The organism is Sporosarcina aquimarina, assembly GCF_019748715.1.
GTDB classification, from domain to species: Bacteria; Bacillota; Bacilli; order Bacillales_A; family Planococcaceae; genus Sporosarcina; species Sporosarcina newyorkensis.
Genome location: NZ_JACLBZ010000022.1, coordinates 28,530 through 51,821 on the forward strand (window position 1 = coordinate 28,530; position 23,292 = coordinate 51,821).

26 protein-coding genes are annotated in these 23,292 nt (G+C 41.8%); 8 read left to right on the plus strand and 18 right to left on the minus strand.

Annotated elements, in window-relative coordinates; all coding sequences use genetic code 11:
- Positions 1-47 precede the first annotated feature (47 nt).
- Complete coding sequence (locus tag H7J92_RS11220) at positions 48-839, minus strand: inositol monophosphatase family protein (protein ID WP_040758293.1); 792 nt, start codon at positions 837-839, stop codon at positions 48-50.
- Between the two features lie 151 nt (positions 840-990).
- Positions 991-1,191, minus strand: a complete 201-nt coding sequence (locus tag H7J92_RS11225) for a hypothetical protein (protein WP_009765647.1) — start codon at positions 1,189-1,191, stop codon at positions 991-993.
- 159 nt (positions 1,192-1,350) lie between these two features.
- Here H7J92_RS11225 and H7J92_RS11230 point away from each other — a divergent pair, with 159 nt between their 5' ends.
- Positions 1,351-1,983 (plus strand): YktB family protein, encoded by a 633-nt coding sequence (locus H7J92_RS11230; RefSeq protein WP_171805905.1) that lies wholly within the window; start codon positions 1,351-1,353, stop codon positions 1,981-1,983.
- A 97-nt stretch (positions 1,984-2,080) separates the two neighbouring features.
- Here H7J92_RS11230 and H7J92_RS11235 read toward each other — a convergent pair whose 3' ends face one another.
- The 7 genes from H7J92_RS11235 to H7J92_RS11265 form a co-directional block, all read right to left on the minus strand.
- Positions 2,081-2,353, minus strand: coding sequence for a UPF0223 family protein (locus H7J92_RS11235; RefSeq protein ID WP_221836999.1), 273 nt, complete (start codon positions 2,351-2,353; stop codon positions 2,081-2,083).
- Between the two features lie 12 nt (positions 2,354-2,365).
- Complete coding sequence (locus H7J92_RS11240) at positions 2,366-3,328, minus strand: NAD(P)H-dependent flavin oxidoreductase (RefSeq protein WP_221837002.1); 963 nt, start codon at positions 3,326-3,328, stop codon at positions 2,366-2,368.
- A 76-nt stretch (positions 3,329-3,404) separates the two neighbouring features.
- The gene (gene lpdA, locus H7J92_RS11245; protein ID WP_078817843.1) at positions 3,405-4,817 is read right to left on the minus strand and encodes a dihydrolipoyl dehydrogenase; all 1,413 of its coding nucleotides are present in this window, start codon (positions 4,815-4,817) and stop codon (positions 3,405-3,407) included.
- Positions 4,818-4,822: 5 nt separating this feature from the next.
- On the minus strand, positions 4,823-6,181 hold the full coding sequence (locus H7J92_RS11250) for a dihydrolipoamide acetyltransferase family protein (protein WP_078817844.1): 1,359 nt from the start codon (positions 6,179-6,181) through the stop codon (positions 4,823-4,825).
- 39 nt (positions 6,182-6,220) lie between these two features.
- Positions 6,221-7,198, minus strand: coding sequence for an alpha-ketoacid dehydrogenase subunit beta (locus H7J92_RS11255; RefSeq protein ID WP_009765653.1), 978 nt, complete (start codon positions 7,196-7,198; stop codon positions 6,221-6,223).
- A 3-nt stretch (positions 7,199-7,201) separates the two neighbouring features.
- Entirely contained in the window at positions 7,202-8,317 is a 1,116-nt protein-coding gene (pdhA, locus tag H7J92_RS11260; protein ID WP_009765654.1) for a pyruvate dehydrogenase (acetyl-transferring) E1 component subunit alpha, read from the minus strand.
- Positions 8,318-8,597: 280 nt separating this feature from the next.
- Positions 8,598-9,233 (minus strand): YkyA family protein, encoded by a 636-nt coding sequence (locus H7J92_RS11265; protein ID WP_078817845.1) that lies wholly within the window; start codon positions 9,231-9,233, stop codon positions 8,598-8,600.
- Between the two features lie 98 nt (positions 9,234-9,331).
- Between H7J92_RS11265 and def the strand changes: the two genes are divergently transcribed.
- The 3 genes from def to rnjA all read left to right on the plus strand — a co-directional run bounded on the left by def (position 9,332) and on the right by rnjA (position 12,012).
- On the plus strand, positions 9,332-9,889 hold the full coding sequence (gene def / locus H7J92_RS11270; protein WP_009765656.1) for a peptide deformylase: 558 nt from the start codon (positions 9,332-9,334) through the stop codon (positions 9,887-9,889).
- Between the two features lie 241 nt (positions 9,890-10,130).
- On the plus strand, positions 10,131-10,340 hold the full coding sequence (locus tag H7J92_RS11275; RefSeq protein ID WP_040758295.1) for a DNA-dependent RNA polymerase subunit epsilon: 210 nt from the start codon (positions 10,131-10,133) through the stop codon (positions 10,338-10,340).
- 4 nt (positions 10,341-10,344) lie between these two features.
- Positions 10,345-12,012 (plus strand): ribonuclease J1, encoded by a 1,668-nt coding sequence (rnjA, locus tag H7J92_RS11280; RefSeq protein WP_009765658.1) that lies wholly within the window; start codon positions 10,345-10,347, stop codon positions 12,010-12,012.
- A 54-nt stretch (positions 12,013-12,066) separates the two neighbouring features.
- Here rnjA and H7J92_RS11285 read toward each other — a convergent pair whose 3' ends face one another.
- From H7J92_RS11285 to H7J92_RS11305, 5 genes are read right to left on the minus strand one after another with little or no spacing between them, the layout of a single operon-like run.
- Positions 12,067-12,726, minus strand: coding sequence for a potassium channel family protein (locus H7J92_RS11285; protein WP_078817846.1), 660 nt, complete (start codon positions 12,724-12,726; stop codon positions 12,067-12,069).
- 45 nt (positions 12,727-12,771) lie between these two features.
- Positions 12,772-13,845 (minus strand): ABC transporter substrate-binding protein, encoded by a 1,074-nt coding sequence (locus H7J92_RS11290; protein WP_078817847.1) that lies wholly within the window; start codon positions 13,843-13,845, stop codon positions 12,772-12,774.
- Positions 13,842-14,642 (minus strand): ABC transporter permease, encoded by an 801-nt coding sequence (locus H7J92_RS11295; RefSeq protein WP_078817848.1) that lies wholly within the window; start codon positions 14,640-14,642, stop codon positions 13,842-13,844. Before H7J92_RS11295 ends, H7J92_RS11290 begins: the two co-directional genes overlap by 4 nt.
- Positions 14,626-15,450: an ABC transporter permease gene (locus H7J92_RS11300; RefSeq protein ID WP_078817849.1), complete on the minus strand. Its 825-nt coding sequence runs from the start codon at positions 15,448-15,450 to the stop codon at positions 14,626-14,628. The genes H7J92_RS11295 and H7J92_RS11300 overlap by 17 nt, the downstream gene beginning before the upstream one ends.
- Positions 15,440-16,546, minus strand: a complete 1,107-nt coding sequence (locus H7J92_RS11305; RefSeq protein ID WP_009765664.1) for an ABC transporter ATP-binding protein — start codon at positions 16,544-16,546, stop codon at positions 15,440-15,442. The genes H7J92_RS11300 and H7J92_RS11305 overlap by 11 nt, the downstream gene beginning before the upstream one ends.
- Positions 16,547-16,748: 202 nt before the next feature.
- On the opposite strand from H7J92_RS11305, the gene H7J92_RS11310 reads away from it, so the two are divergent.
- The 4 genes from H7J92_RS11310 (at position 16,749) to H7J92_RS11325 (ending at position 19,658) form a co-directional block, all read left to right on the plus strand.
- On the plus strand, positions 16,749-17,051 hold the full coding sequence (locus H7J92_RS11310; RefSeq protein ID WP_078817850.1) for a hypothetical protein: 303 nt from the start codon (positions 16,749-16,751) through the stop codon (positions 17,049-17,051).
- A 175-nt stretch (positions 17,052-17,226) separates the two neighbouring features.
- Positions 17,227-17,769 (plus strand): peroxiredoxin, encoded by a 543-nt coding sequence (locus H7J92_RS11315; protein WP_078817851.1) that lies wholly within the window; start codon positions 17,227-17,229, stop codon positions 17,767-17,769.
- 104 nt (positions 17,770-17,873) lie between these two features.
- The gene (locus tag H7J92_RS11320; RefSeq protein WP_078817852.1) at positions 17,874-18,329 is read left to right on the plus strand and encodes a TlpA family protein disulfide reductase; all 456 of its coding nucleotides are present in this window, start codon (positions 17,874-17,876) and stop codon (positions 18,327-18,329) included.
- 138 nt (positions 18,330-18,467) lie between these two features.
- Positions 18,468-19,658, plus strand: a complete 1,191-nt coding sequence (locus tag H7J92_RS11325; RefSeq protein ID WP_221837003.1) for an MFS transporter — start codon at positions 18,468-18,470, stop codon at positions 19,656-19,658.
- Positions 19,659-19,973: 315 nt separating this feature from the next.
- Here the strand turns inward: H7J92_RS11325 and ccpC are convergent, their stop codons facing one another.
- The 4 genes from ccpC to H7J92_RS11345 all read right to left on the minus strand — a co-directional run bounded on the left by ccpC (position 19,974) and on the right by H7J92_RS11345 (position 23,224).
- Positions 19,974-20,861, minus strand: coding sequence for a transcriptional regulator CcpC (gene ccpC, locus H7J92_RS11330; protein ID WP_078817853.1), 888 nt, complete (start codon positions 20,859-20,861; stop codon positions 19,974-19,976).
- Positions 20,848-22,287 (minus strand): MDR family MFS transporter, encoded by a 1,440-nt coding sequence (locus H7J92_RS11335; RefSeq protein WP_246602860.1) that lies wholly within the window; start codon positions 22,285-22,287, stop codon positions 20,848-20,850. Before H7J92_RS11335 ends, ccpC begins: the two co-directional genes overlap by 14 nt.
- Before the next feature lie 122 nt (positions 22,288-22,409).
- On the minus strand, positions 22,410-22,853 hold the full coding sequence (gene cbpB, locus H7J92_RS11340) for a cyclic-di-AMP-binding protein CbpB (protein ID WP_009765673.1): 444 nt from the start codon (positions 22,851-22,853) through the stop codon (positions 22,410-22,412).
- Positions 22,854-22,996: 143 nt separating this feature from the next.
- Positions 22,997-23,224: a hypothetical protein gene (locus tag H7J92_RS11345; protein WP_009765674.1), complete on the minus strand. Its 228-nt coding sequence runs from the start codon at positions 23,222-23,224 to the stop codon at positions 22,997-22,999.
- Positions 23,225-23,292 lie beyond the last annotated feature (68 nt).

Consider the following 23,292-nt stretch of genomic DNA (forward strand, 5'->3'; position numbering starts at 1 on the left):
AAGGGACTGTACATTAAACCAAACCGGTTTAACAAACAGCCCCTTTTTTATTTTAGTCGGATATATTTTGATAGTATTTCCTCATGCAAACCTGGTCGTGTTACAATAAATGTATCCGTCCCAAGTAAATGAGGCGCTTCGCCTTGCAAGCTTGTTGCTACAGCTCCTACTTCTTGGGCAATTACGATGCCGCCCGCTATGTCCCATGGCGCTAATCGCATCGAGATATAGGCATCGATCCTGCCTGATGAAACGTATGCTAACTCAATCGCCGCAGAGCCATAAGAGCGCGTTCCTCTACAACGAGTTACGAGTTGAATGATTTTATCATTATCTACCTTAGTGTTTGGCGCCACCCAACTTGCATTAATACCAATTAACGCTTCCTCAAGAGGCGTTATTTCAAGTTGTGGAAGTCGCTCATCATTGAAGTAAGCTCCCTCGCCTTTTGCAGCGTGATATAAATCATCACCCATTACATCATATATGTAGCCCAGCATCCCCACGCCGTCTACATAAATCCCCAAGGAAATAGCGAAATTCCTTCTTTGATGGATGAAATTCATCGTCCCATCTATTGGATCCAAGAACCATACAGTCCCGTCCAATGAAGTAATTTTATCTCCAAATCCCTCTTCAGAAACAATTTTATGTTCCGGAAAATCTTGTTTCACTCGATCCACAAAGAACCTTTCGATTTCCTTGTCGATATTTGTAACTAAATCATTTGCATCTGCTTTTGAATCGATGTCTATCGTATTAAAAAAAGACACACGTATTTTGTGGCCAGCCTCTTTGATTAACGATTTTGCATATCGATCGATCGCATTAAGATTCATCTTGCCACCTCTTCCCATTCCGACTAGTGTTAGTATAACATACAGTAGAAAGAACAGAAGAGAATACGGTTACAGCCTGTTAAGTAAAAAGGCATCCGTCACATTTTCTTCAAATCTGAAGGAAATGGGGATGCCTTTTACAATTCGACACTCACGCTGTGAAAACATTTAGCGTCTCCAACTCGCTGTGGATTTCAGCAAGCCGTTGTTTACTTTTTTCAACTTGTTTTGAATCCTCTTCTTGCAATGCATCATACAGAGTCGCCAATTCGTAATCAAGTTCTAAATTCAGCGTTCGGACATATTCTCTTTCCACATCTTCTTTGCGTATGAAATGAACAACTTGTTTCATGAGTAAGCACCCCTTTTAATTAATTAGCTTTCACTAACCGCCTTATATCATAGTATGTGAAAATTCCGACTTTAAGTGGTTAGAAGCCTTGTTATTTTAAATTATTCCCCGTTTATTGATAAGATAAACGTAGACATTTCAAACTGGAGGAGAATTTCATTGACTCAAAATTATTGGTCAGCAACAGATTTCAATGTTTTTACGATAGAAGGCCTTGATCAACGCATGGCTGCACTGCAACAAAAAATTCAACCGAAATTCAAAGAATTAGGAGACCATTTTTCACACACCCTTTCAACTCACGGTAAAGGAGAATTTTTCCCTCATGTTGCAAAACATGCTAGACGAACAGTAAATCCACCAAAAGATAGCTGGGTGGCATTCGCTCCCGCGAAAAGAGGATACAAAGCGTTACCTCACTTTCAGATTGGCTTGTGGGGCACTCATTTATTCATCGTGCTGGCAATTATTTATGAAAATCCTGATAAAAAAGGGATTGCAGAACGGTTAGAAAAAAACTTGGAAGTTTTGACGTCTTTGCCGAATGATTTCATTGTTTCGGGGGATCATATGAAGCCGGACGTCGACTTAATTAGCGAAGTACGTACAGAAGGCCTTAAAAAGCTGTTGGAGCGCTTGCAGACAGTGAAGAAAGCTGAATTTCTAGTCGGACGGCATCTATCTAAAAAGGATGCAGCAGAAATGACAGAGCAGCAATTTTACAGCTTTGCCACAGACACGTTCAATCACCTTCTGCCTGTCTATGATATTGTGATAAATTCTTATGATTGATATGTTGAACAAAAAAACACGGTATCAGTAATTTACTTCTGATACCGTGTTTTTCAGTATGTTTTTTTCAGTGCAAGCAGTGTTAGATTTATAAGTATTACACTTTTAACAACTCTCCAGCTTTGCGTTCTCTCGCTAACTTTACAACTCGATAAGCGACATAACCGCTGCTTTCCTCGAACTCTTTACACAACGTCTTTTCTTCCGCCATAGAGGGCACAACTTTCTTGAATGAACCATAATGGTTCATAAAATCTTCTCGCTCAACAGAAGACTCGTAGGCTTGTTCTACTTTAGTGAAAAAATCGATTACTGACACGATTTCCTCCGTAGACCAATCTGCTCGCAGCGGATATTGATATTCAGCCATTTAGCTCTCCCCTTATTGGATATACCATTTTTCTCGGATGTTTTCAGCTTCATTTTTCATTCGAGCAAATAACTCAGAAACACTCGGGACGTCGTCAATCATTCCAGCGATCTGACCGCCCCATCCAAAGCCTTCGCTTGCAGCTCCATCGTGGATGAGCTTACAGTTCGCTTCGCCGCTGATATACGATTTTAATCCCTCATAATCGGCGCCTTCAGCCTCTAACCGCAAAATCTGCTCCGTCCATTCATTCTTCAATGCACGCGCCGGTGCTCCTATTGTTCTTTTAATTATCGTAGTATCTTGCTCCGTGCTGTCCAGCAAGGACTGAACGTAAGCTTCAGATGCATGAACACATTCTTTTGTGGCGATAAATCTGGTACCCATCTCAATACCTTCCGCACCAAGAGCATGCGCAGCCATCCAGCCGCGGCCGTCTCCTATTCCACCTGAACCAATGACAGGGATACTCACAGCGTCTACAATTCGAGGAATCAGCACCATTGTTCCAATATCATCGCGCCCTAGATGACCTCCGCCTTCCTGTCCGACAGCAATAACTGCATCCGCACCAATTTCTTCTGCTTTTTGTGCCTGTCTCCTTGCAGCTACCAATACCATCTTTTTAACGCTCGTTCCTTTTAGCATATCAAATAAAGGCGCCGGATTTCCACCCGTCACCGAAAGAATCTCTACATCTTCTTCAAGGGCAGCTTCCACCATCGATTCATACGCTCTGCCGTGATTACCAATTGCGAAGTTCACTCCGAACGGCTTAGCTGTTTTCTTTCGTACACTGCGTATTTCCTGTTTCAATGCTTCCGGCGAAGGTAGGCTCATTGCGGTAATTTGCCCTAAACCTCCAGCTTCCGAAACTGCCGCAGCCAAATCTGCATAAGCTAAATACGCAAGACCTCCTTGTACAATTGGATATTCAATTCCAAACAACTCAGTCACCCTTGTTTTCCAAATCACAACTCCACCCCTTTTCTCAATTCAAAAACAACTCATGAGAAAGTAATCCCCATGAGTTGTTTAATTTCTAGTTGTTTTATTTCGTCATCATATGGATTGGCTTACCAAGAGCAACTTCAGCTGCTTCCATGGAAATCTCGCCAAGTGTAGGATGCGCATGGATCGTCATAGAAATATCTTCAAGAGTCATTCCCGCTTCAATGGCTAGTCCCATTTCAGCAATCATGTCAGAAGCATTTTCACCAACGATTTGTGCACCTAGAAGCAAACCGTCTTCCTTACGTGCAACAAGCTTCACGAAGCCGTCTGTTGCATCCAAAGAAAGTGCGCGGCCATTTGCAGCAAACGGGAACTTACCGCTTACTACGTCATAACCTTCATCTTTTGCTTGTTGTTCATTCAAACCAACAGTAGCAAGTTCAGGATCTGTAAAGCAGACAGCCGGAATAGCCAAGTAGTCTACTTCAGATTTCTCACCAGAAATTGCTTCAGCTGCAATTTTCGCTTCATAGGAAGCTTTATGAGCAAGTTGTGGACCTGGTACGATATCACCGATTGCATAGACATTCGGAACATTCGTACGGCACTGTTTATCCACTTCAATCAAGCCGCGGTCTGTCATGTTCAAGCCTAGTCCTTCAAGACCGATTTCGTCAGTGTTCGGACGGCGGCCAACTGTCACAAGAACATAGTCCGCTTCGACTTTTACTTCTTCACCGTTTGCTTCATACGTTACTACTACACCATCTTTTGTCTCTTCCACACCTTTAGCAGATGCTTTAACGACAACTTCAACGCCCTTTTTCTTCAGGCCTTTTTTAACGATTTGAGTCATTTGTTTTTCAAAGCCTGCAAGAATGTCATCTGCCCCTTCAATGATCGTCACTTCGGAACCTAAGTTCGCATAAGCCGAACCTAGCTCAGTGCCGATATATCCGCCACCAATAACGACAAGTTTTTTAGGCAATTCCTTCAGATTCAAAGCTCCTGTTGAATTAATTACACGGTCAGTAAATTTGAACGATGGGATTTCGACAGGGCGTGCACCTGTTGCAATGATCACATTATTGAATTTATATGTTTGTGCAGAGTTATCTGTCATCACACGTACTGTATTAGCATCCACAAAGTATGCTTCACCATTAACAGTTTCAACTTTATTGCCTTTTAAGAGTCCTTCCACGCCGCCTGTCAATTTAGAAACTACTCCGTCTTTAAATTTCTGAGCTTTTGAGAAGTCTAATTTGACAGATTCAGTAGTGATCCCCATAGAATCAGAATCTTGAGCTGCTGCATACCGATGTCCGACAGAGATCAGCGCCTTGGATGGAATACATCCTACGTTCAAACAAACGCCGCCTATCGTCTCTTTTTCTACGATTGTTACTTTCTGTCCCAGTTGAGCTGCACGAATTGCTGCTACATACCCTCCTGGGCCTGACCCGACTACGAGTGTGTCTACTTCGATTGGAAAATCTCCTACTACCATGTGCTTTACGCCTCCATTAATAAAAGTGATGGGTTACCTAGTAATTCCTTAAGATAGTTTAACGCTAATTGCCCCGTTACGCCATCAATTACTCGGTGATCGAACACTAAAGATAATGCTAACATAGGTGCTGCTACAATTTCACCATTTTTTACTACAGGTTTTTCAGAAATTCTTCCGACACCTAAAATAGCTACTTCTGGATGGTTAATAATTGGTGTAAACCATTGGCCGCCTGCTGAGCCGATATTCGTGATCGTACATGACGCGCCTCTCATTTCTGAAGCTTGCAATTTACCTGAACGAGCTTTTTCAGCCAATTCATTTACTTCATTCGAAATAGAGAACATGGATTTACGATCTGCATTCTTCACGACAGGTACCAAAAGGCCACGATCTGTATCTGCCGCAATCCCAATATTGTAATAATGTTTCTGAATCAATTCTTCCGTCGCATCGTCCAGTGATGTATTCAGTTGCGGGAATTCACGCAGAGTCGCTACCAAAGCTTTGACAACATACGGCAAGTACGTCAGCTTAATGTCTCTTTCCGCTGCAATCGCTTTGAATTCTTTTCGGTGTGCAACAAGTGCTGTGACATCTACTTCATCGAGCAATGTAACATGCGCTGCTGTATGCTTGGAATTCGACATAGCCTTCGATATCGCTTTACGTATAGGAGACAATTTTTCACGTGTTTCAGGGAATTCACCTTCAAATACAGGTTTCTGTTTTTCTGAAACAGTTTCATCCACCGCAGGCTCTTCTGTTTGAGGAGCTTCTGCGCTTGGCTGTTGCTGACCGCCTGCTTTAAATGCATCGATATCTTCTTTAAGTACCCGGCCGTTTTTCCCGCTGCCTGTAACGCTTGAAATCGTTACATCTTGCTCTCTTGCATACTTACGGACAGAAGGCATAGCGATTACTCTGCGATGTTCATCAGCAGATTGTGAAGAACCCTCTTGTTTTGTTCCGACAGGTTGCTGATCATCAGCAGGCTGCTCCGGCTTTTTCGCTTCGGCTGCGCCAAACGCCTCTTCCACTTGTTCATGTGATTTTTCAGCGCTCGCTTCTTCGGATGAAGAATCTTGACCAGCGCCCTCATCATGATCTGGAATATCATGATCCGGTGCGTCAAAACGAACTAACTTATCGCCAACAACTGCCACTGTGCCTTCATTGACATAGATTTCTTCAACTGTACCTGATACAGGTGATGGGATTTCCACCACGGCTTTATCATTTTGTACTTCTAGCAATGTATCATCTTCCTGGATCGAGTCGCCTGGTTTCACAAACCATTTTACGATCTCTCCTTCATGTATACCTTCCCCAATGTCCGGTAAACGAAATTCATAGGTCACGTAATTCACCCTTTCTGGATTGTCTTACAATTGGTCTGATTAAAATGTCAGTACTTCTTTTGCTTTTGCTGCTATATCTTTCGCATTCGGAAGCCATGTATTTTCACCAGCTGCAAACGGATAAACAGTATCTGGCGCTGTTACACGCAATACAGGCGCTTCCAAACTCAAAATTGCTCGTTCAGTGATTTCCGCTACGACATTCGCTGCGATCCCTGCTTGACGCTGCGCTTCTTGAACAACGATCACGCGATTGGTTTTTTCGACAGAGTTAATAATTGTTTCGATGTCGAGTGGCTGAATCGTCCGCAAGTCGATTACTTCCACAGAATACTCTTCTTTTTCCAACGCTTCCGCAGCTTTCAGGCTTTCTTGAACCATCGCACCGTAGGCAATGATCGTCAAATCTGTTCCTTCACGCTTAACATCTGCTTTCCCTAACGGAATTGTATACTCCTCTTCAGGTACTTCCTGTCTGAATGAACGATATAATTTCATATGCTCTAAGAATATTACAGGATTATCATCCCGAATCGCAGAGATCAACAAGCCTTTTGCATCGTAAGGTGTAGAAGGAATGACGACTGTTAAACCAGGCTGCGCTGCCACAAGGCCTTCTAAACTATCTGCGTGCATTTCCGGAGTAGCTACCCCGCCGCCAAACGGCGCACGAATCGTTACAGGTGCATTGAAGTGGCCACCCGTTCTAAAGCTCATTCTAGCCAATTGTCCGCTAACGGAATCCATTACTTCAAATAAAAAGCCAAAGAATTGAATTTCCATGATGGGACGGAAGCCGGTCAACGCCAGCCCGATTGCCAATCCGCCAATTCCTGATTCGGCAAGCGGCGTATCGAATACACGCTCTTCCCCGAACTCTTTATGAAGGCCTTCCGTCGCCCGGAAGACACCTCCGTTTGCACCTACATCTTCCCCGAACAACAAAACATTTTCATCCGCTTTTAGTTCAGTGCGAAGTGCTTCTGTAATTGCTTGAATCATTGTCAACTGTGCCATCGATCAATTCGACTCCTTTCCAACATACACATCCAATTGTTCTTGTAAATTAAATGGCAGATCGCCTTTATACATGATTTTCATAAAATCGCTTGCTTTTTGTTTTGGAGCCGCATCTGCTTTCTTAATTGCTTCTTTAATTTCTTCTTTCGCCCGTTCAATAACTTTTTCTTCCTGTTCTTTAGACCAGATGCCTTTGCCCTCTAAGTAAGTTCTGAAACGAACGATCGGGTCACGTTTTTCCCATTCGCTGTCAATATCAGATGTACGATAGCGTGTTGGGTCGTCCCCAGCCATTGTATGCGGTCCGTAACGGTAACACATCGTCTCGATCAATGTTGGACCGTCGCCATTGATTGCACGCTCTCTTGCGTCACGAGTCGCTACATATACCGCCAACGGATCCATGCCGTCAACCAGAACACTTGGCACGCCTGCAGCCACGCCTTTTTGAGCTAGTGTCTTTGCAGCCGTCTGCACATCCCGATGAGTAGAAATTGCATATTGGTTATTTTGGATAATGAAGATTGCCGGTACTTTGTAAGCTCCCGCGAAGTTCAACCCTTCATAGAAGTCACCTTGAGAAGTACCACCGTCACCTGTATATGTTATAACAACTGCTTTCTTTCCTTTTTTCTTATAACCCAGACCGACTCCCGCTGCCTGTATATATTGAGCGCCAATGATGATCTGAGGAGGGAAAATATTTAAACCATCCGGAATAACGCTGCCTTCATAATGGCCTCTTGACCATAAAAACGCCATATCTAACGGCCAGCCGTGGAAAAGCAATTGAGGCACATCACGGTAACCTGGAAGAATGAAATCTTCTTTTTCCAAAACATACTGAGAAGCAAGCTGAGAAGCTTCTTGACCTGCCGTAGGAGCATAGAAACCTAATCTCCCCTGTCTGTTTAAAGAAATGGAACGTTGATCCAAAATTCGTGTATAAACCATGCGAGTCATCAATTCAACTAATTCTTCGTCAGGAAGTTTCGGATCTAGGTCCTTATCTACGATTTTTCCTTCTTCATTGAGAATTTGCACCATATCAAATTGGCTTTCAATCAGTTGAAGCGCTTTCACCGGATCATACTGATTTCCTTTTTTAGCTACCATATCTTGATCTCTCCTTCGTATCTGTATTATATTGTTTTCGAATAAAATTAATACAACTAACTATATTTCCAAGTATACTCAAAACTGAGCGCTTGGTCAAACATTGTATTTAAAGAGTTTCCGCTCATTACCTGTCTTTTCAAAAAACACTCTGTACTAAAACAATATGACTTCTGTATTGGTACAGATGCTGCAATTCCACTGTTTGACTAGTCAATATTCCTCCCGAAATTAGACTCTCCAAAAAAGCAGGGTATATTCTCCCTGCTTTTCTCTTTCCTTATTTCGCTTTCTCTAAACTTCCAAACGCACGTGTTTGTAATCGATTGACCTCATTTGTGGATTTATTGAATTCGTCTATTTTCTGTTGAAGACCAGAAGTTAAGATATTCACTTCCTTAACTTGTTTTTGTAATTGGCTGGAGCGAATTTCTCGGTCTTCCAATTGAGTATACAGCTGAGTTTGTGCATCAATGAGGTTTTTGTAATCCGAAATCAATTGCTCATGTTTTTCAAAACGTTCTTCTAAAGCTTGAATTAGTTTTTCCAACGTCTCTTTTTCTGCTTTGTCCACTATGTCAATCAACGCAGACAACTTGTCTGCCGCTTCTCTAGCCTCGCTTAAAGCTTTCTCTTCTTTTTCTATTATGATCGTTCGTTCTCTTGCTGATTTTTTCAAAGAAGCAACTTGCTTTTTCACTTCTGGATATTGTTCTTGGGTTAGTTCCATCGTATCGGTGAAGCGTTTTTGTTCTTTTAATTCTTGCTGGTTCAGCTTTTTCACGTAGCTTATTCCTTGTTTCTCCTTTTCATTTACGTCGGCCAGCGTGTCTGTAAGCTGCTGTTCCACTGTCTGGTCTTCAGAGCATGCACTCAACACTGAGACCATTGCAATTATCAATATTATTTTCTTCATAGAAGAAGCCTCCTAAACTATTCTCCGTACTTTTCTCTTTCACCATTTTTCAGGTTCGTTTATACTAGTAACAACCATATCCGAAAGGAAGAGTAGAAATGATTTTAATGAAAGATATTATTCGTGAGGGGCATCCAACCTTGCGCGCGAAAGCAAAAGAGATGACTTTCCCATTAAGTGTTGAAGATCAACAATTATGTGATGACCTATTAGAATATATAGTAAACAGTCAAGATGAAGAGCTCTGTGAAAAATATAACTTACGTTCAGGAATCGGTCTAGCAGCACCTCAAGTGAATGCTTCAAAAAGAGTATTTGCTTTGCATATACCTGACGATGAAAAACCTTTGACGAACTTCATTGCCATTAATCCGAAAATCGTAAGCCACTCTGTAGAAAAAACGTATATTTCTTCTGGAGAAGGCTGCTTATCTGTAGACCGTGACGTACCAGGATATGTCCCACGTTATTCGCGCATCACAATTAAAGCATATGATAAAGAAGGCAATGAAATAAAGAAACGTTTAAAAGGGTTACCTGCCATCGCTTTTCAGCATGAGCTGGATCATCTAAACGGCATTATGTTTTATGACCATATTGATGAGAATGCTCCTTATAAAGATATCCCAGGTGCTATCCCGTTCGAAAGAGAGTAAAGGAATAAAACTTGACAGAGAGTTCAGATTATGGTATAGTCTTGTCAAGGAGTGATGAAGCCATGTACAAACGTCTTAAACGCAAATTGCTTAGACGACTGAATGGCCTGCTCGGTAAAAAGACTATTGCCTAGACTTTTACGCCCGCCAAGCAATTGGTGGGCTTTTCTTTATTTTAAAGAAATTAAGTGCTATTATGAAGAATATGTTTTATATCGAACGTAAAAAAGGAGAGTTCATTATGATTTTTAAAGTTTATTACCATGAAAACGTACACCAAGTTCCAGTCCGCGAAAACACACAGAGCTTATACGTTGAAGCCGAAACAGAGAAGGCCGTCCGCGATCAGTTGCAAGACCGCCAGATTATGATCGAATACATTCAAAAGCTGGAAGGCGAACATTTAGAGTACGAACAAGCTTCCCCTCACTTCCAGGTCGAGCAGGTCTAAATAAATGAAGTCGATTAAAAATAACGAAACGGCCGTATTTGCCCTAGGCGGACTAGGTGAAATCGGTAAAAATACGTATTGTGTGCAATTCCAAGATGAAATTATCATCATTGACGCTGGGATTAAATTTCCTGAAGATGACTTGTTAGGCATTGACTATGTAATTCCTGATTACACATATCTTGAACGTAATGTCGACAAAATCAAAGGACTTTTTATCACGCACGGACATGAAGACCATATCGGCGGAATCCCTTATCTATTGCGCAAAGTAAATATCCCAGTCTATGGAGGAAAACTTGCGATTGGTTTATTACGTAATAAATTAGAAGAACACGGATTGCTTCGTACTACGAAGCTACATGAAATCGAAGAAGATGATTTTATTAAATTCCGTAAAACAGCCGTATCTTTCTTCAGAACAACGCACAGTATACCAGACGCTTTTGGTGTTGTAATCAAAACACCATCCGGCAATATCGTGCACACAGGAGATTTCAAGTTCGATTTCACGCCTGTAGGAGAACCTGCGAACTTGCACAAGATGGCAAAAATAGGAAGCGAAGGCGTGCTATGTCTTCTATCAGATAGTACAAATGCCGAAGTGCCGAACTTTACAATGTCCGAAAGAAAAGTCGGAGAAAGCTTGAATGATATCTTCCGTACTGTAGATGGACGAATCATTTTCGCTACTTTCGCTTCGAATATCCACCGTTTGCAACAAGTGATCGAAGCCGCTCAAAACTTCAACAGGAAGATTGCTGTTTTCGGACGCAGTATGGACAATGCCATCACGATCGGACGAGAACTAGGTTATATCGATGCACCAAAAGATTTATTCGTCGATTCCCAATCACTCAATCGCCTGCCTGCAAATGAAGTGATGATTCTTTGTACGGGCAGCCAAGGGGAACCAATGGCGGCACTATCACGTATTGCAAATGGTACGCATAGACAAGTACAAATTCAGCCGGGTGACACGGTGATTTTCTCATCTTCTCCGATTCCAGGCAACACGCTCAGCGTCAACAAGACGATAAATTCGTTATTCCGCGCAGGAGCAGAAGTCATCCACGGTCCGTTAAATAATATTCATACATCCGGTCACGGATCACAAGAAGAACAGAAGTTGATGCTGCGTCTGATCAAGCCGAAGTACTTCATGCCGATTCACGGTGAATACCGTATGATGACGATGCATGAACAACTCGCTGTAGATTGCGATGTAGAGCGTGAAAATGTATTCATCATGGCGAACGGTGATGTGCTTGCACTTACTGATCAAACAGCCAGACTTGCCGGCCGAGTTCCTTCTGGGGATGTCTACATTGACGGAAGCGGCATCGGCGATATCGGCAATGTAGTATTGCGCGACCGCCGAATTTTATCAGAAGACGGTTTAGTCATCGTTGTCGCAACGATCGATACGAAGAAAAACCGCCTTGTATCCGGTCCTGATTTGATTTCCCGCGGATTTGTTTACATGCGTGAATCAGGCGCCATGATCAACGAAGCCCAATATATGCTATCCAAAACATTGAAACGGAAATTGGAAACTAAGCCAGATTCCGTTAATCAATTGAAAAGCGATATTATCGACACACTCGTTCCGTATCTCTACGAAAAAACAAAACGTAAGCCGATGATTCTTCCGGTTATTATGGAACTATAAAATGGTATACAAAAAGCAAGCGCATCTAATCTGCACTTGCTTTTTTGTTAAGTATTAGTGTAGCGCCTTTCGTTCAAAACGATGAATATCTAAATCCGAACCGATGACAATCAATATATCATTGACTTCGATTTGTTCTATCGCTTGAGGGGACACCAGAATGTGCGTACCTCTTTTGATCGCGACGATATTTACTCCAAACTTAGCACGGATATCCAAATCAATCAGGGAAGATCCGGCAAGATGATCGTTTGCTTGTATCTCCACGATGGAATATTCATCCGACAGTTCCAAGTAGTCCAGTATGTTATTGGAAACTAAATTATTTGCAATACGCTTCCCCATATCACGTTCAGGATGGACGACTTGATCTGCCCCTATCTTCCGCAGCACTTTCTCATGATAATCATTCTGCGCTTTGACTGTGATCCGAGAGACACCAATTTCTTTGAGAATCAACGTGGTTAAAATGCTAGCTTGAATGTTTTCACCAATCGCGATGACAACATGCTCGAAATTTCGAATACCTAAAGATCTCAAAGCCGCTTCATCTGTCGTATCGACCGCTACTGCTTGTGTAGCAATGTTCGCAAACTCATCCACTCGTTCCTGTGATTTATCAATCGCCATAACATCCGCTTCAAGTTCGATCAGTTCTTTGACAATACTGCCGCCAAAACGCCCTAAACCGATGACCACAAATTCTTTTTTCATATCCATGCTCCTCACATTACGTAGAAACCATCCGGCTCCCTTGCCTTATCGTAATCCCATTTTGAATTTCAGGAATAACTCATTATACACTCCGAGCGTCTCCAGTCCCAAATTCTTATACACTTCCAAATGTTCTCTCGCCTCTTCATCCGGATAGAATCTTTCATCTTCCGTGATTTCCTCATCCATGAAGGATAACGCTTTAACATTCGGCGTAGAGTAACCTACGTATTCCGCATTTTGCGCTGCAACTTCAGGGTCCAACATGAAGTTGATAAATTTATAGGCACCTTCAATGTTTGTAGCAGTGCGAGGGATAACAATATTATCAAACCACAGATTCGATCCTTCTTCAGGCACGATATAATCAATGTCTTCGTTTTCTGAGATCATATCTGCCGCTTGACCCGACCATGTAAGTGCGACAGAAGCTTCGTTGTTAATCATCAACTGGGTAACTTCATCACCAATTACAGCTTTTACATTGGGGCCCATTGTTTCAAGTTTATCCGTAGCCTCTTTCAACTCCTGCAAGCTAGTCGAATTCAATGAATAACCAAATGAATTCAATGCGACACCAAGTACTTCCCTTGCACTGTCGACTAGAATCACCTTCTGACGCAATGATGCGTCCCATAAACTTTCCCAACTCTCGAAAGTCTGTCCGTCCAAAAGAGATGGATTATAGGCAATGCCCAGCGTCCCCCAAAAGTAAGGAATCGAATATTTATTTTGCGGATCAAACGCGAGATTCATAAAGTACGGGTCAATATTCTTGATATTCGGGATTTTATCAAAATCCAAAGGCAGTAATAAATCCTTTTGCTCCATCATTTGAACAGCGTATTCTGAAGGCACCGAAATATCATAAGAAGTACCGCCCTGCTCAATTTTCCCCATCATTCCTTCATTTGAATCAAACGTTTCATATATTACTTTAATACCTTCCTGTTCTTCAAATTGCTTCAACAGTTCCGGGTCGATATATTCTCCCCAATTATAGACGGTTATCGTATCTTTCCCTACTCGCCCATGTTTATTTTCAAGCTGGAGGTTGATGAACAATAAGACAAAAGAAACGAGCAAAATGGTTGCCGCACTGCTTACAAGCCCTTTCATCTCTTCACCCCCTGGTTAGGTGATTTCGTTTTATTGCCGATGATATAATAACCCAGCACCAATACCATGGTAATAACGAAAATCAAGCCGGACAGCGCATTGATCGTCAATGTAATACCTGTTCGAGCCATTGAATAGATTTCAACCGACAACGTCGAGAAACCATTCCCTGTCACGAAAAAGGTCACCGCAAAGTCGTCCAATGAATACGTCAACGCAAGAAAGAATCCAGCGAAAATCCCCGGCTTAATATACGGCAGTACTACACGTGTCAGAACGTCTCTGCGAGAAGCCCCGAGATCGAGTGCAGCATCCACTAGAGAAGTGCTCATCTCAAGCAGCTTAGGCAGCACCATAATCACCACAATCGGTATACTGAACGCAATGTGTGAGATTAAGACGGAAGCAAATCCCAGTTTGACACCGATCAGTGTAAATAATATTAAAAATGATGCACCGATGATTACATCCGGGCTGACAATTAAGATATTATTCAATGACAATACAGTTTGCCGCATGGATTTATTTTTCATGAAATAAATTGCTAACGCTCCAATTACCCCGATGGTTGTAGATAACAAGGCAGACAGCAAAGCAATAATTATCGTATTCATGACGATGATCAAAAGGCGTGTGTCCTGGAACACCGCTTGATAATATTCCAAAGTAAAGGATTCAAAATTAGACATCCCGCCACCGGAATTAAAGGAATAATAAATGAGATAGAAAATAGGAGCATATAAAACTACAAAAACTAGGGCCAAATAGATCCTTGGCAGACTACTTAGTTTTCCCATTAGCGGAGGCTCCTTTCTCTTTTCCTGATGTCAGCAACATGATCAAAAACATGAAGATAATGAGGAACACTGCTATCGTCGATCCCATTCCCCAGTTTTGTGTTACTAGGAATTGCTGCTCAATTGCGGTCCCTAACGTAATCACTTTGTTGCCCGCGATCAACCTGGTGATCATGAACAAAGAAAGCGCAGGAATGAAGACGACCTGCACACCCGACTTCACACCATCGATCGTCATTGGCCATACGACCCGCTTAAACGTTACCCAACTGCTCGCACCCAGATCTTTCGAAGCGTCAAGCAAAGTCGGGTTGATTTTATCAAGCGAATTGAAGATCGGTAAAATCATAAATGGTATAAAAATATAGACCGATACGAATACAAAGCTGAAATCTGTAAATAAGATCTGCTGACTGCCGATTCCGATCGTTTCCAAAAAACCATTGATCGGCCCATACAGCCCCATCAAACCAATGAATGCGTAAGTCTTCAATAGAAGATTAATCCAAGACGGAATGATGATCAACAGCAACCACAATCGCTTATGCTTTGTTTTTGTAAGGAAATAAGCCGTCGGATAGGAGATCAGCAAAGAAAAAAAAGTAATTAGAAATGCATACCAAAAAGAACTCATCGTCAACTTAAAATAGATTGAACTGAAGAAGTTACGATAATTACCTAGCGTTAAATTCCCCGACAAATCAAAAAATGAATAATAGACTATGACCGCTATCGGAGCCAAGACAAATAACAGCATCCACACAGCATACGGCACGGCATAAACAAAGCGCAGCGGATTATTCTTCATCTTCCGCCACTCCAAACGACTCCAGACGTGCATCAAAGTCTTCTTCCGATTCATTCAATCGCATGACATGAATATCCGCCGGAGCAAAATCCAATCCAATCATCGTGCCTACGTCTGCAGGCTTCGTCGAATGGACCAACCACTCATTACCGTCCGTGTCGTAAGTAGATAATTCATAATGAACTCCGCGGAATAGCTGTGTATCTACTGTGACACTCAGCTTCCCTTTTTCAATCGTGGTCATCTCCAGATCTTCGGGACGAATGACAATGTCTACTTTCTCATTCGGATAAAATCCACCGTCCACACAGTCGAATTGCTTACCTGTAAACTCCACTAAATAATCTTTGATAATCCTTCCAGATACAATATTTGATTCACCGATAAAATCTGCAACAAAACGGTTGATCGGTTCATCGTAAATATCGATTGGGGTGCCGGATTGCTGGATCTCTCCATTGTTCATTACGAAAATTTCATCCGACATCGCAAGCGCCTCTTCTTGATCGTGTGTTACAAAGACGAATGTTTTTCCAAGTCTCTGCTGCAGTTCCCGCAATTCATACTGCATTTCTGACCGCAACTTTAAATCGAGCGCCGATAAAGGTTCATCCAGCAAAATCACTTCAGGGTCATTGATAATTGCTCGTGCAATAGCAACACGCTGACGCTGGCCACCTGACATTTCTGTGATTTCTCGAGATTCATAGCCCGCCAAATTGACAAATTTCAACGCTTCTTTCACTCTGCGGTCAATTTCATTCTTTTTTACTTTTTTAATGCGTAATCCAAATGCTACATTTTCATATACATTTAAATGGGGAAAAAGTGCATAATCTTGAAATACAGTGTTCACTTGTCGTTCGTTTGCCGGAACAGAATTAATCTTCTTTCCATTGAAAAGAATTGTGCCATCCGTAGCTTCTGTAAATCCAGCAATCAAACGTAAGATTGTAGTCTTCCCACAACCAGAAGGGCCAAGCAATGTATAAAATTTCCCCCGCTCCATTTCAAATGAAACGCGATTGAGTACAGTCGTCGACTCGTCATATCGCTTCGTGACATTTTCAAAGCGGATAATCGGTTGATTTGTCAATATGTTTCCTCCTTACACTACTCTACTTATTACATATACTACATGAAAACTTATAAACCTAATCATTATACACAAAACAATCCCGAAAGCAAATATTCTCGTGGTTTCAAGCGAAAATATAACATACAGGAAAATAGTCATGAAAATTGTTTTTTTGCAACGGGCATAGTAAAATAAAGCCATTGATTAAGGAGGGATTCAGTTGGAAGACCATTTGTTTTTTTATTTGGATTCTGATGCCAAGCGGAATCGGAAAACAGAACCAGCAACGAGAGAAAATCAACTAGAGGGAATCTTTCTTGTAAACAAGGAGAAAATCCGATCTTGGAAAGAAATGGCCTCTCATTGTATTGAGTGTATGGAACCTCTGCATTATAGCGATGAGTTTGATGCACGCTACTGCAAAGACTGCGATGAATGGCGTGAAATGATCTGTGATCCCAATTGCCAAACCTGCCAATCGCGACCATTGAAGCCCTCTGACTGCCAACAAGATTTTGAGTAAGCTTACACTTAGCTTGCCCAATTTCTTCGCATATACTATCTTCACTAACATTTACTAATTGTTATAATTTTCAAGTCAATCTAATTGTATTTGGATTCACTATTTGATAGTCTATATAAGAATTGTGCAATACAGACTAGGTTTTGCATACAAGATTAATTGGAGGGGTTTATAAATGGCTGAGCGCATGGTAGGTAAACAAGCTCCAGATTTCACAATGGAGGCAGTATTAGCTGACAAATCTTTTGGGAAAGTTAGTTTACAAGAAAACATTAAAAACGACAAATGGACAGTTCTTTTCTTCTATCCAATGGACTTCACTTTTGTTTGTCCAACAGAAATCACTGCGATGTCTGATCGCTATGATGAATTCGAAGACTTGGATGCTGAAGTAATCGGCGTATCCACTGATACCATCCATACACATCTTGCATGGATTAATACAGATCGCAAAGATAATGGCCTTGAACAACTTAACTACCCACTTGCAGCAGATACGAACCATGCAGTATCACGTGATTACGGCGTATTGATAGAGGAAGAAGGAATCGCATTACGCGGTCTTTACATCATCAATCCTGAAGGAGAACTTCAATACCAAACAGTTTTCCATAATAACATTGGTCGTGATGTGGATGAAACTCTTCGTGTACTGCAAGCATTGCAAACTGGCGGCCTTTGCCCTGCAAACTGGCGCCCGGGTCAAGAAACACTTTAATTTACTCCGATTTCAAGATGGATAAGCACCCCCACGCATGACACCAATCGTGGGGATTTTTTTATAAAATTTATTCTTTTACACTTAGCTAGGAGGAACTTTGGATGAAATTACGTACACAAATGCCTGAACTCCAAGGTGCGACAACTTGGTTAAACGGTGAAACTACTAAATCTGAACTAGTTGGAGAAAAACCGACACTGATTCACTTTTGGTCTATTAGTTGCCACCTTTGTAAAGAAGCAATGCCAGATGTAAACAACTTCAGAGATCAATATAAAGATGAACTCAACGTAGTAGCTGTGCATATGCCGCGTTCAGAAGACGATACCAATCTAGAAGAAATCAAAAAAGTAGCAGCCGAGCATGATATAACTCAACCCATTTTCGTAGATAGTGAACTAAAGTTAAGCGACGCATTCGAAAACCAATATGTGCCTGCTTATTATGTCTTTGATAAAGATGGACAGCTTCGCCATTTCCAAGCAGGCGGCAGCGGTATGAAGATGCTCGAAAAGCGTGTCAATCGAGTATTGGATGAAATGAAAAAAGAAGATTGATCACGCAACCGGTTCCTTAGACTAGGAACCGGTTTTTTCTGTTTCGATCAAACCAAAGAAAATTACAAGCACAGCAAGTGTCATCCTCTTTGCTTTATGATACGATAGACAAAAAGTTCCTAGAAAGCGAGCAGTCGAATGGCCATACAATCAAAAAACTTTGCCCTCTACATCTTAATGTTCAACATGTTTATCGCGATGGCAGGAGTCGGACTTATTATTCCAATCATGCCCGAATACTTAGGAACATTTGGAGTAGCAGGACAAGCACTTGGACTCTTAATTGCAATATTTTCATTTGCTCAATTTATTTTCTCTCCTTTTTCTGGAAACCTTTCAGACAAACACGGCAGAAAACGTATTATCATTATCGGTTTAATTATTTACGGATCATCTCAGTTAGCTTTCAGCTTATCAACTGATCTTTGGATGTTGTATATTGCCCGCTTCTTTTCCGGCTTCGGCGCTGCTTTTATCATCCCTCCGACAATGGCTTTTGTTGCGGACATTACATCTCTCGAAAACCGTGGTCGCGGCATGGGACTTCTCGGCGCATCCATGTCATTAGGCTTTATGATTGGTCCTGGAATCGGCGGATTTCTATCGAAAATTAGTCTGGTCTTTCCATTCTATGCGGCAACGGGTGCATCCTTCTTCGCTGCGATTTTCTCACTAATTTTCTTGCCCAACCCTAAACCTGTTTTACAGGGTGCAACGACTGCTGAAAACCTATTACAGCAAATGTGGCGTTCTACAAAAACCCCATATTTTGTGATGCTCATTGTTATGTTCGTCTTTTCTTTCGGATTAGCGAACTTCCAATCTACCATTTCACTCTATGTCGATCACAAATACGGTTATACACCTTCTCAAATCGCAGTTATTATCACAGTCGGTGGATTTGTCGGTGTTATTATTCAGACTTTCGTCATCGATCGACTCTTCAGGCGCTTTGGTGAGATGCGTATAATATTGATTAATTTAATCGTCGCTGCATTCGCCATGCTCGGCATCTTGTTCGTCAATACATTTTTCACAATCTTGTTGGTGGCAACGATCTTTTCTACCGCCACTTCCTTATTGCGACCAGCAGTCAATACACTCGTTTCAAAATTAGCCGGAAAAGAGCAAGGGTATGCCGCCGGGATGATGAATGCCTATATGAGCTTAGGCAATATGGTCGGTCCCGCTACGGCCGGCTACATTTTCGACATCAATATGAGTTCTCCATACGTAGTCGGTATGTTCATCCTGTTACTATGCTTTTCTCTCGCAGCCTATTGGGCAAAGAGCAACAAAGAGCTTCTGCAGTCTTCAAGGACTACCTAATCCACAGCAAAAAGGCCTTCCTCTATGGAAAGGCCTTTTTATTAATGTTTTCCATCCAGACGCCAGAAGAATGGGCGAATGGTAAAAGAACCGTTGACCTACGTTCCAAATGGATGCTTTCTAAACTTCAATTAAGCTTTTTATCAAACTAAACGCAAAAAAGTAGAATATCAATAGTGTGTATATCGGGATTTGCATTCCAGACGGTACGCTTCACGGAGGGCACCCCTTCTCTAGCTCAAACTCCCGAACCAATGCCGCTATTTATCTTAAAGCTGAAATCCCAAAGTGCTGTGAATACAGTATTTGTGCTTTTTATGATTGCTTCGTTAATATCTCGGCATGCTTTTGAACGATTTCCACGAATGCCTTTACTTGCTTCAGTTCAAAAGTGGAGTTGTAGCCGATTAGCCATGTATCTCGCGTCAGCTCAAATTCCTCTTCACTATTCAACAAAGGAATACGATTCACACGTTCGTCGCCCGAGAGCGTGATGGAAGGTAAGATCGCATAACCAATCCCATTCAAAGCCAATTGCTTACACGTCTCAATTTGATCCACGATAATTTGGCGGCTTGGGTGTTGATTGAAATGCTTGTTCCACCAACGCTGTATTTCCATATAATAATTCGAATCACTTTTAAACTGGATAAAATGCCGATTCGTATCTTTCAACTCGTCGATTGTCGAGATTTCTCGATCGACCAAATACAGCTGATCGCGGAATAAATACTTGCGATTACTTTTCCAGTCCGTCTGCCCCCTGACAATTCCAATATGCGCTTCTCCTTCATACAGCGCATTGGATATTTCAGAACTCCAGCCGGTCATCAATGAAATTTTGGCATCCGGATACAAAGCCACATAATCTTTCAATACTTGTGGTAGCCATGTCTGGCCAATGATTGATGCACAGGCAATCTTCAGCGTTCCATGGACTTTATCCTCAAGTGATGCAATCAACTCCAACGTTTCATCCCGTTTTGCTAAAGACTCTTTCGCATAGGCGATCACATGCTCACCGGCAGGCGTAGGTTCAAGCCCTTTCTGGGAACGAATGAACAACTGCATTCCCCATTCCTTTTCAATTGTTTGCAGTCGTTGAGAAAGCGCAGGCTGGGATAAATGTAATCGCTCCGATGCTTTTCGCATATTTCCTTCTTCCGCCAACGCTTTTATAATATCTAACTCAGTTGTCGACATGTTCATACACCTTTCCTCGAGGTATTCGTAAAATCAGCAGTAAACTAATCCATGCAAAAAAGGCAATTGCAATATAGACCCAATGCAACGAGTTTTCTAAACCGGTTTGCAAGCTTACAAGCTCTTTAATCGGTATCAACGATCGACTTTCTTCCGTCAGCAAGCTATTTACATTATCTACGGAATACGTTAACTTTTCTGCCGCAAAATACGTAAGCAGCGTACCATTCAAAATAGCACCGAAGACGGAAGCACCTATCGTATTCCCAAAGTTTTTCATGAACATATTTGCAGCTGTGGCAGAACCTCTTTGCGTTCGCGATACAGCACCTTGAATCGTCACGATAAACGATGTGTTCGTCAGCCCCATCCCAACCCCAATGAAGAAGCTCGAACACGCTGCCCAAATCGGACCTAAACCTGCATTCATGAAGACGAACATCATCGAGCCGACCACAAGGGATATACCGCCGGCAAACGATACGAGAAACGGTCCAAAACGAATGAGCAGATGCCCGGCTAAAGATGAGGCTAATGGCCAGCCGATAGACATCGCGGTCAATGCAAATCCAGCTATAATCGCCTTCTGTTCCATTACACCAGATACATACGTAGGTAAGTAGGATGAAATACCGATTAAAATAACGCCAGTTGTTAAGGAGACTAAATTCGCATACAAAATGATGGGATTCTTCCAGATACTAAACGATATGAGTGGATCCTTTGCCAACTGTTCTTGTCTAAAAAATAAAAAGAAAATGACAGCAGATACTGCTAACAACAGCAGACCGATTAAAGAGAACCGTCCAAAGGCTTGTCCACCTTCCACAAGCCAAACTAAAATTGATAACAAGGCGATCGTCAGCAAAACCGCTCCTCTATAATCAACCGATGCGTTGTGCGTCTCTTTTGGCTCATGCAAGAAAAAGAAAATGCCTGCCATGGCGAGAATTCCGAGCGGAACATTTACCCAAAAGACAAACTGCCAGTTCACGTATTGAACAAGCAAACCACCAATGACGGGACCGGAAACCGCAGAAATCCCCCAGACGCTTGATAAGTATCCTTGAATCTTTGCTCTCTCCTCGGTTGAGTATATATCTCCAACAATCGTCGTGGCAATAGGCATGACAGCCCCTGCTCCTATTCCTTGTACAAGGCGGTAAATGATCAATTGTTCCATCGAACCCGCAAAACCGCATAATATGGAGCCTATCAAAAAAATCGTCAATCCTACAAAGAATATAGGTTTCCTTCCAAAGACATCTGCTAATTTCCCATAAATCAATACGGTGACGGTACTCATTAATAAATACGAGGAAAATATCCAGCTATAACGTGAAAAACCGCCTAGCTCAGATGCGATAGTCGGCATGGCAGTTGTAACGATCGTCGCCTCAACAGCTCCGACAAACATTGCCAGCATCACTGCCGCAAGCACGAGCGGACGCTTTGTTTCCTTTTGCACTGAGCGCTCAACTCCATTCTAGATAGAAAAAGACTCCATAAGAGGAGCCTTGTTGTCATCTAACTATACAAACTATCAATTTATGCTTGAACATTATAAAGATATTTCTTAAACTCTTTCATAACTACTCGTCTAGTTAAAATACCTGCAAACGTCCCATCCTCTTCTGTCACGCATAAAAATGGATGATTAATCAACAGGTCCATCGCTCGTTGAAAACGTTCATTTACTCGAATCGTCGGAAGCGATGTTTCCATAATCTCATCTACCTTAATATTCTCTAATCGTTCATATTCAATACGTTCTAAACCTAAAATGGCATCTGTAATCATACCTATCCCGAGTAAGCCTTTTAAATGATACTGGTGATCAAGTACAGGGATGGCAGAATAACCTGTCTTCGTTAAAACGAGAAGAGCGTGTTCTGCGTTATTACCGATTTGCACATGAGCAACTTTTTCTGAAGAAATTATTTGGTCAGCAATCGGCGCAAAGAGAAACTCTTTATTATTTATAGAAACCATACGTAATCGCTCCTTCTGTTCGTCAAATCGTTAAACTATCAATGAAAAAGTAAAAGTATCCGCTTCCATTCCATCATACCACAAATAGCCTTTTTTCACCTCAAAAGATGAATTGTTTCCAAAAACAAAAACCTCTTCCTTCATTAGGAAGAGGCCCAATAATAAAAAATTACAAACAAGGCAAAGAAAGTGGCGATAAGTATGATCCAGAGTATCGGATTAATCGTATAAGGATGCTCTGCTACCGTCTCAGGAATTTGATCTTTTTCATTCAATTGCAGCGAACGACTCGATTTTCTGACTGCAGCCAAACAAATCCACAGCATAATAGCACTCACAAAAATCATGGGCCATAGCCATATATCCCACATAATCCATCACTCCTTTTGCACATCCATTACAATAAAGTTTGTGCAGAAGGCAGAAATTTATGTGTCTC

Coding starts and splice junctions, on each gene's coding strand:
- H7J92_RS11235 (WP_221836999.1), bottom strand. CDS start 2,353: ATGGCTGAATATCAATATCCGCTGCGAGCAGATTGGTCTACGGAGGAA.
- H7J92_RS11225 (WP_009765647.1), bottom strand. CDS start 1,191: ATGAAACAAGTTGTTCATTTCATACGCAAAGAAGATGTGGAAAGAGAA.
- H7J92_RS11325 (WP_221837003.1), top strand. CDS start 18,468: ATGGCCATACAATCAAAAAACTTTGCCCTCTACATCTTAATGTTCAAC.
- H7J92_RS11345 (WP_009765674.1), bottom strand. CDS start 23,224: ATGTGGGATATATGGCTATGGCCCATGATTTTTGTGAGTGCTATTATG.
- H7J92_RS11300 (WP_078817849.1), bottom strand. CDS start 15,450: ATGAAGAATAATCCGCTGCGCTTTGTTTATGCCGTGCCGTATGCTGTG.
- H7J92_RS11295 (WP_078817848.1), bottom strand. CDS start 14,642: ATGGGAAAACTAAGTAGTCTGCCAAGGATCTATTTGGCCCTAGTTTTT.
- H7J92_RS11335 (WP_246602860.1), bottom strand. CDS start 22,287: ATGCTGGCAATGTTTGTCGGAGCTGTTGAGGCGACGATCGTTACAACT.
- def (WP_009765656.1), top strand. CDS start 9,332: ATGATTTTAATGAAAGATATTATTCGTGAGGGGCATCCAACCTTGCGC.
- H7J92_RS11265 (WP_078817845.1), bottom strand. CDS start 9,233: ATGAAGAAAATAATATTGATAATTGCAATGGTCTCAGTGTTGAGTGCA.
- pdhA (WP_009765654.1), bottom strand. CDS start 8,317: ATGGTAGCTAAAAAAGGAAATCAGTATGATCCGGTGAAAGCGCTTCAA.
- H7J92_RS11290 (WP_078817847.1), bottom strand. CDS start 13,845: ATGAAAGGGCTTGTAAGCAGTGCGGCAACCATTTTGCTCGTTTCTTTT.
- ccpC (WP_078817853.1), bottom strand. CDS start 20,861: ATGTCGACAACTGAGTTAGATATTATAAAAGCGTTGGCGGAAGAAGGA.
- H7J92_RS11255 (WP_009765653.1), bottom strand. CDS start 7,198: ATGGCACAGTTGACAATGATTCAAGCAATTACAGAAGCACTTCGCACT.
- H7J92_RS11315 (WP_078817851.1), top strand. CDS start 17,227: ATGGCTGAGCGCATGGTAGGTAAACAAGCTCCAGATTTCACAATGGAG.
- rnjA (WP_009765658.1), top strand. CDS start 10,345: ATGAAGTCGATTAAAAATAACGAAACGGCCGTATTTGCCCTAGGCGGA.
- H7J92_RS11220 (WP_040758293.1), bottom strand. CDS start 839: ATGAATCTTAATGCGATCGATCGATATGCAAAATCGTTAATCAAAGAG.
- lpdA (WP_078817843.1), bottom strand. CDS start 4,817: ATGGTAGTAGGAGATTTTCCAATCGAAGTAGACACACTCGTAGTCGGG.
- H7J92_RS11275 (WP_040758295.1), top strand. CDS start 10,131: ATGATTTTTAAAGTTTATTACCATGAAAACGTACACCAAGTTCCAGTC.
- H7J92_RS11320 (WP_078817852.1), top strand. CDS start 17,874: ATGAAATTACGTACACAAATGCCTGAACTCCAAGGTGCGACAACTTGG.
- cbpB (WP_009765673.1), bottom strand. CDS start 22,853: ATGGTTTCTATAAATAATAAAGAGTTTCTCTTTGCGCCGATTGCTGAC.
- H7J92_RS11285 (WP_078817846.1), bottom strand. CDS start 12,726: ATGAAAAAAGAATTTGTGGTCATCGGTTTAGGGCGTTTTGGCGGCAGT.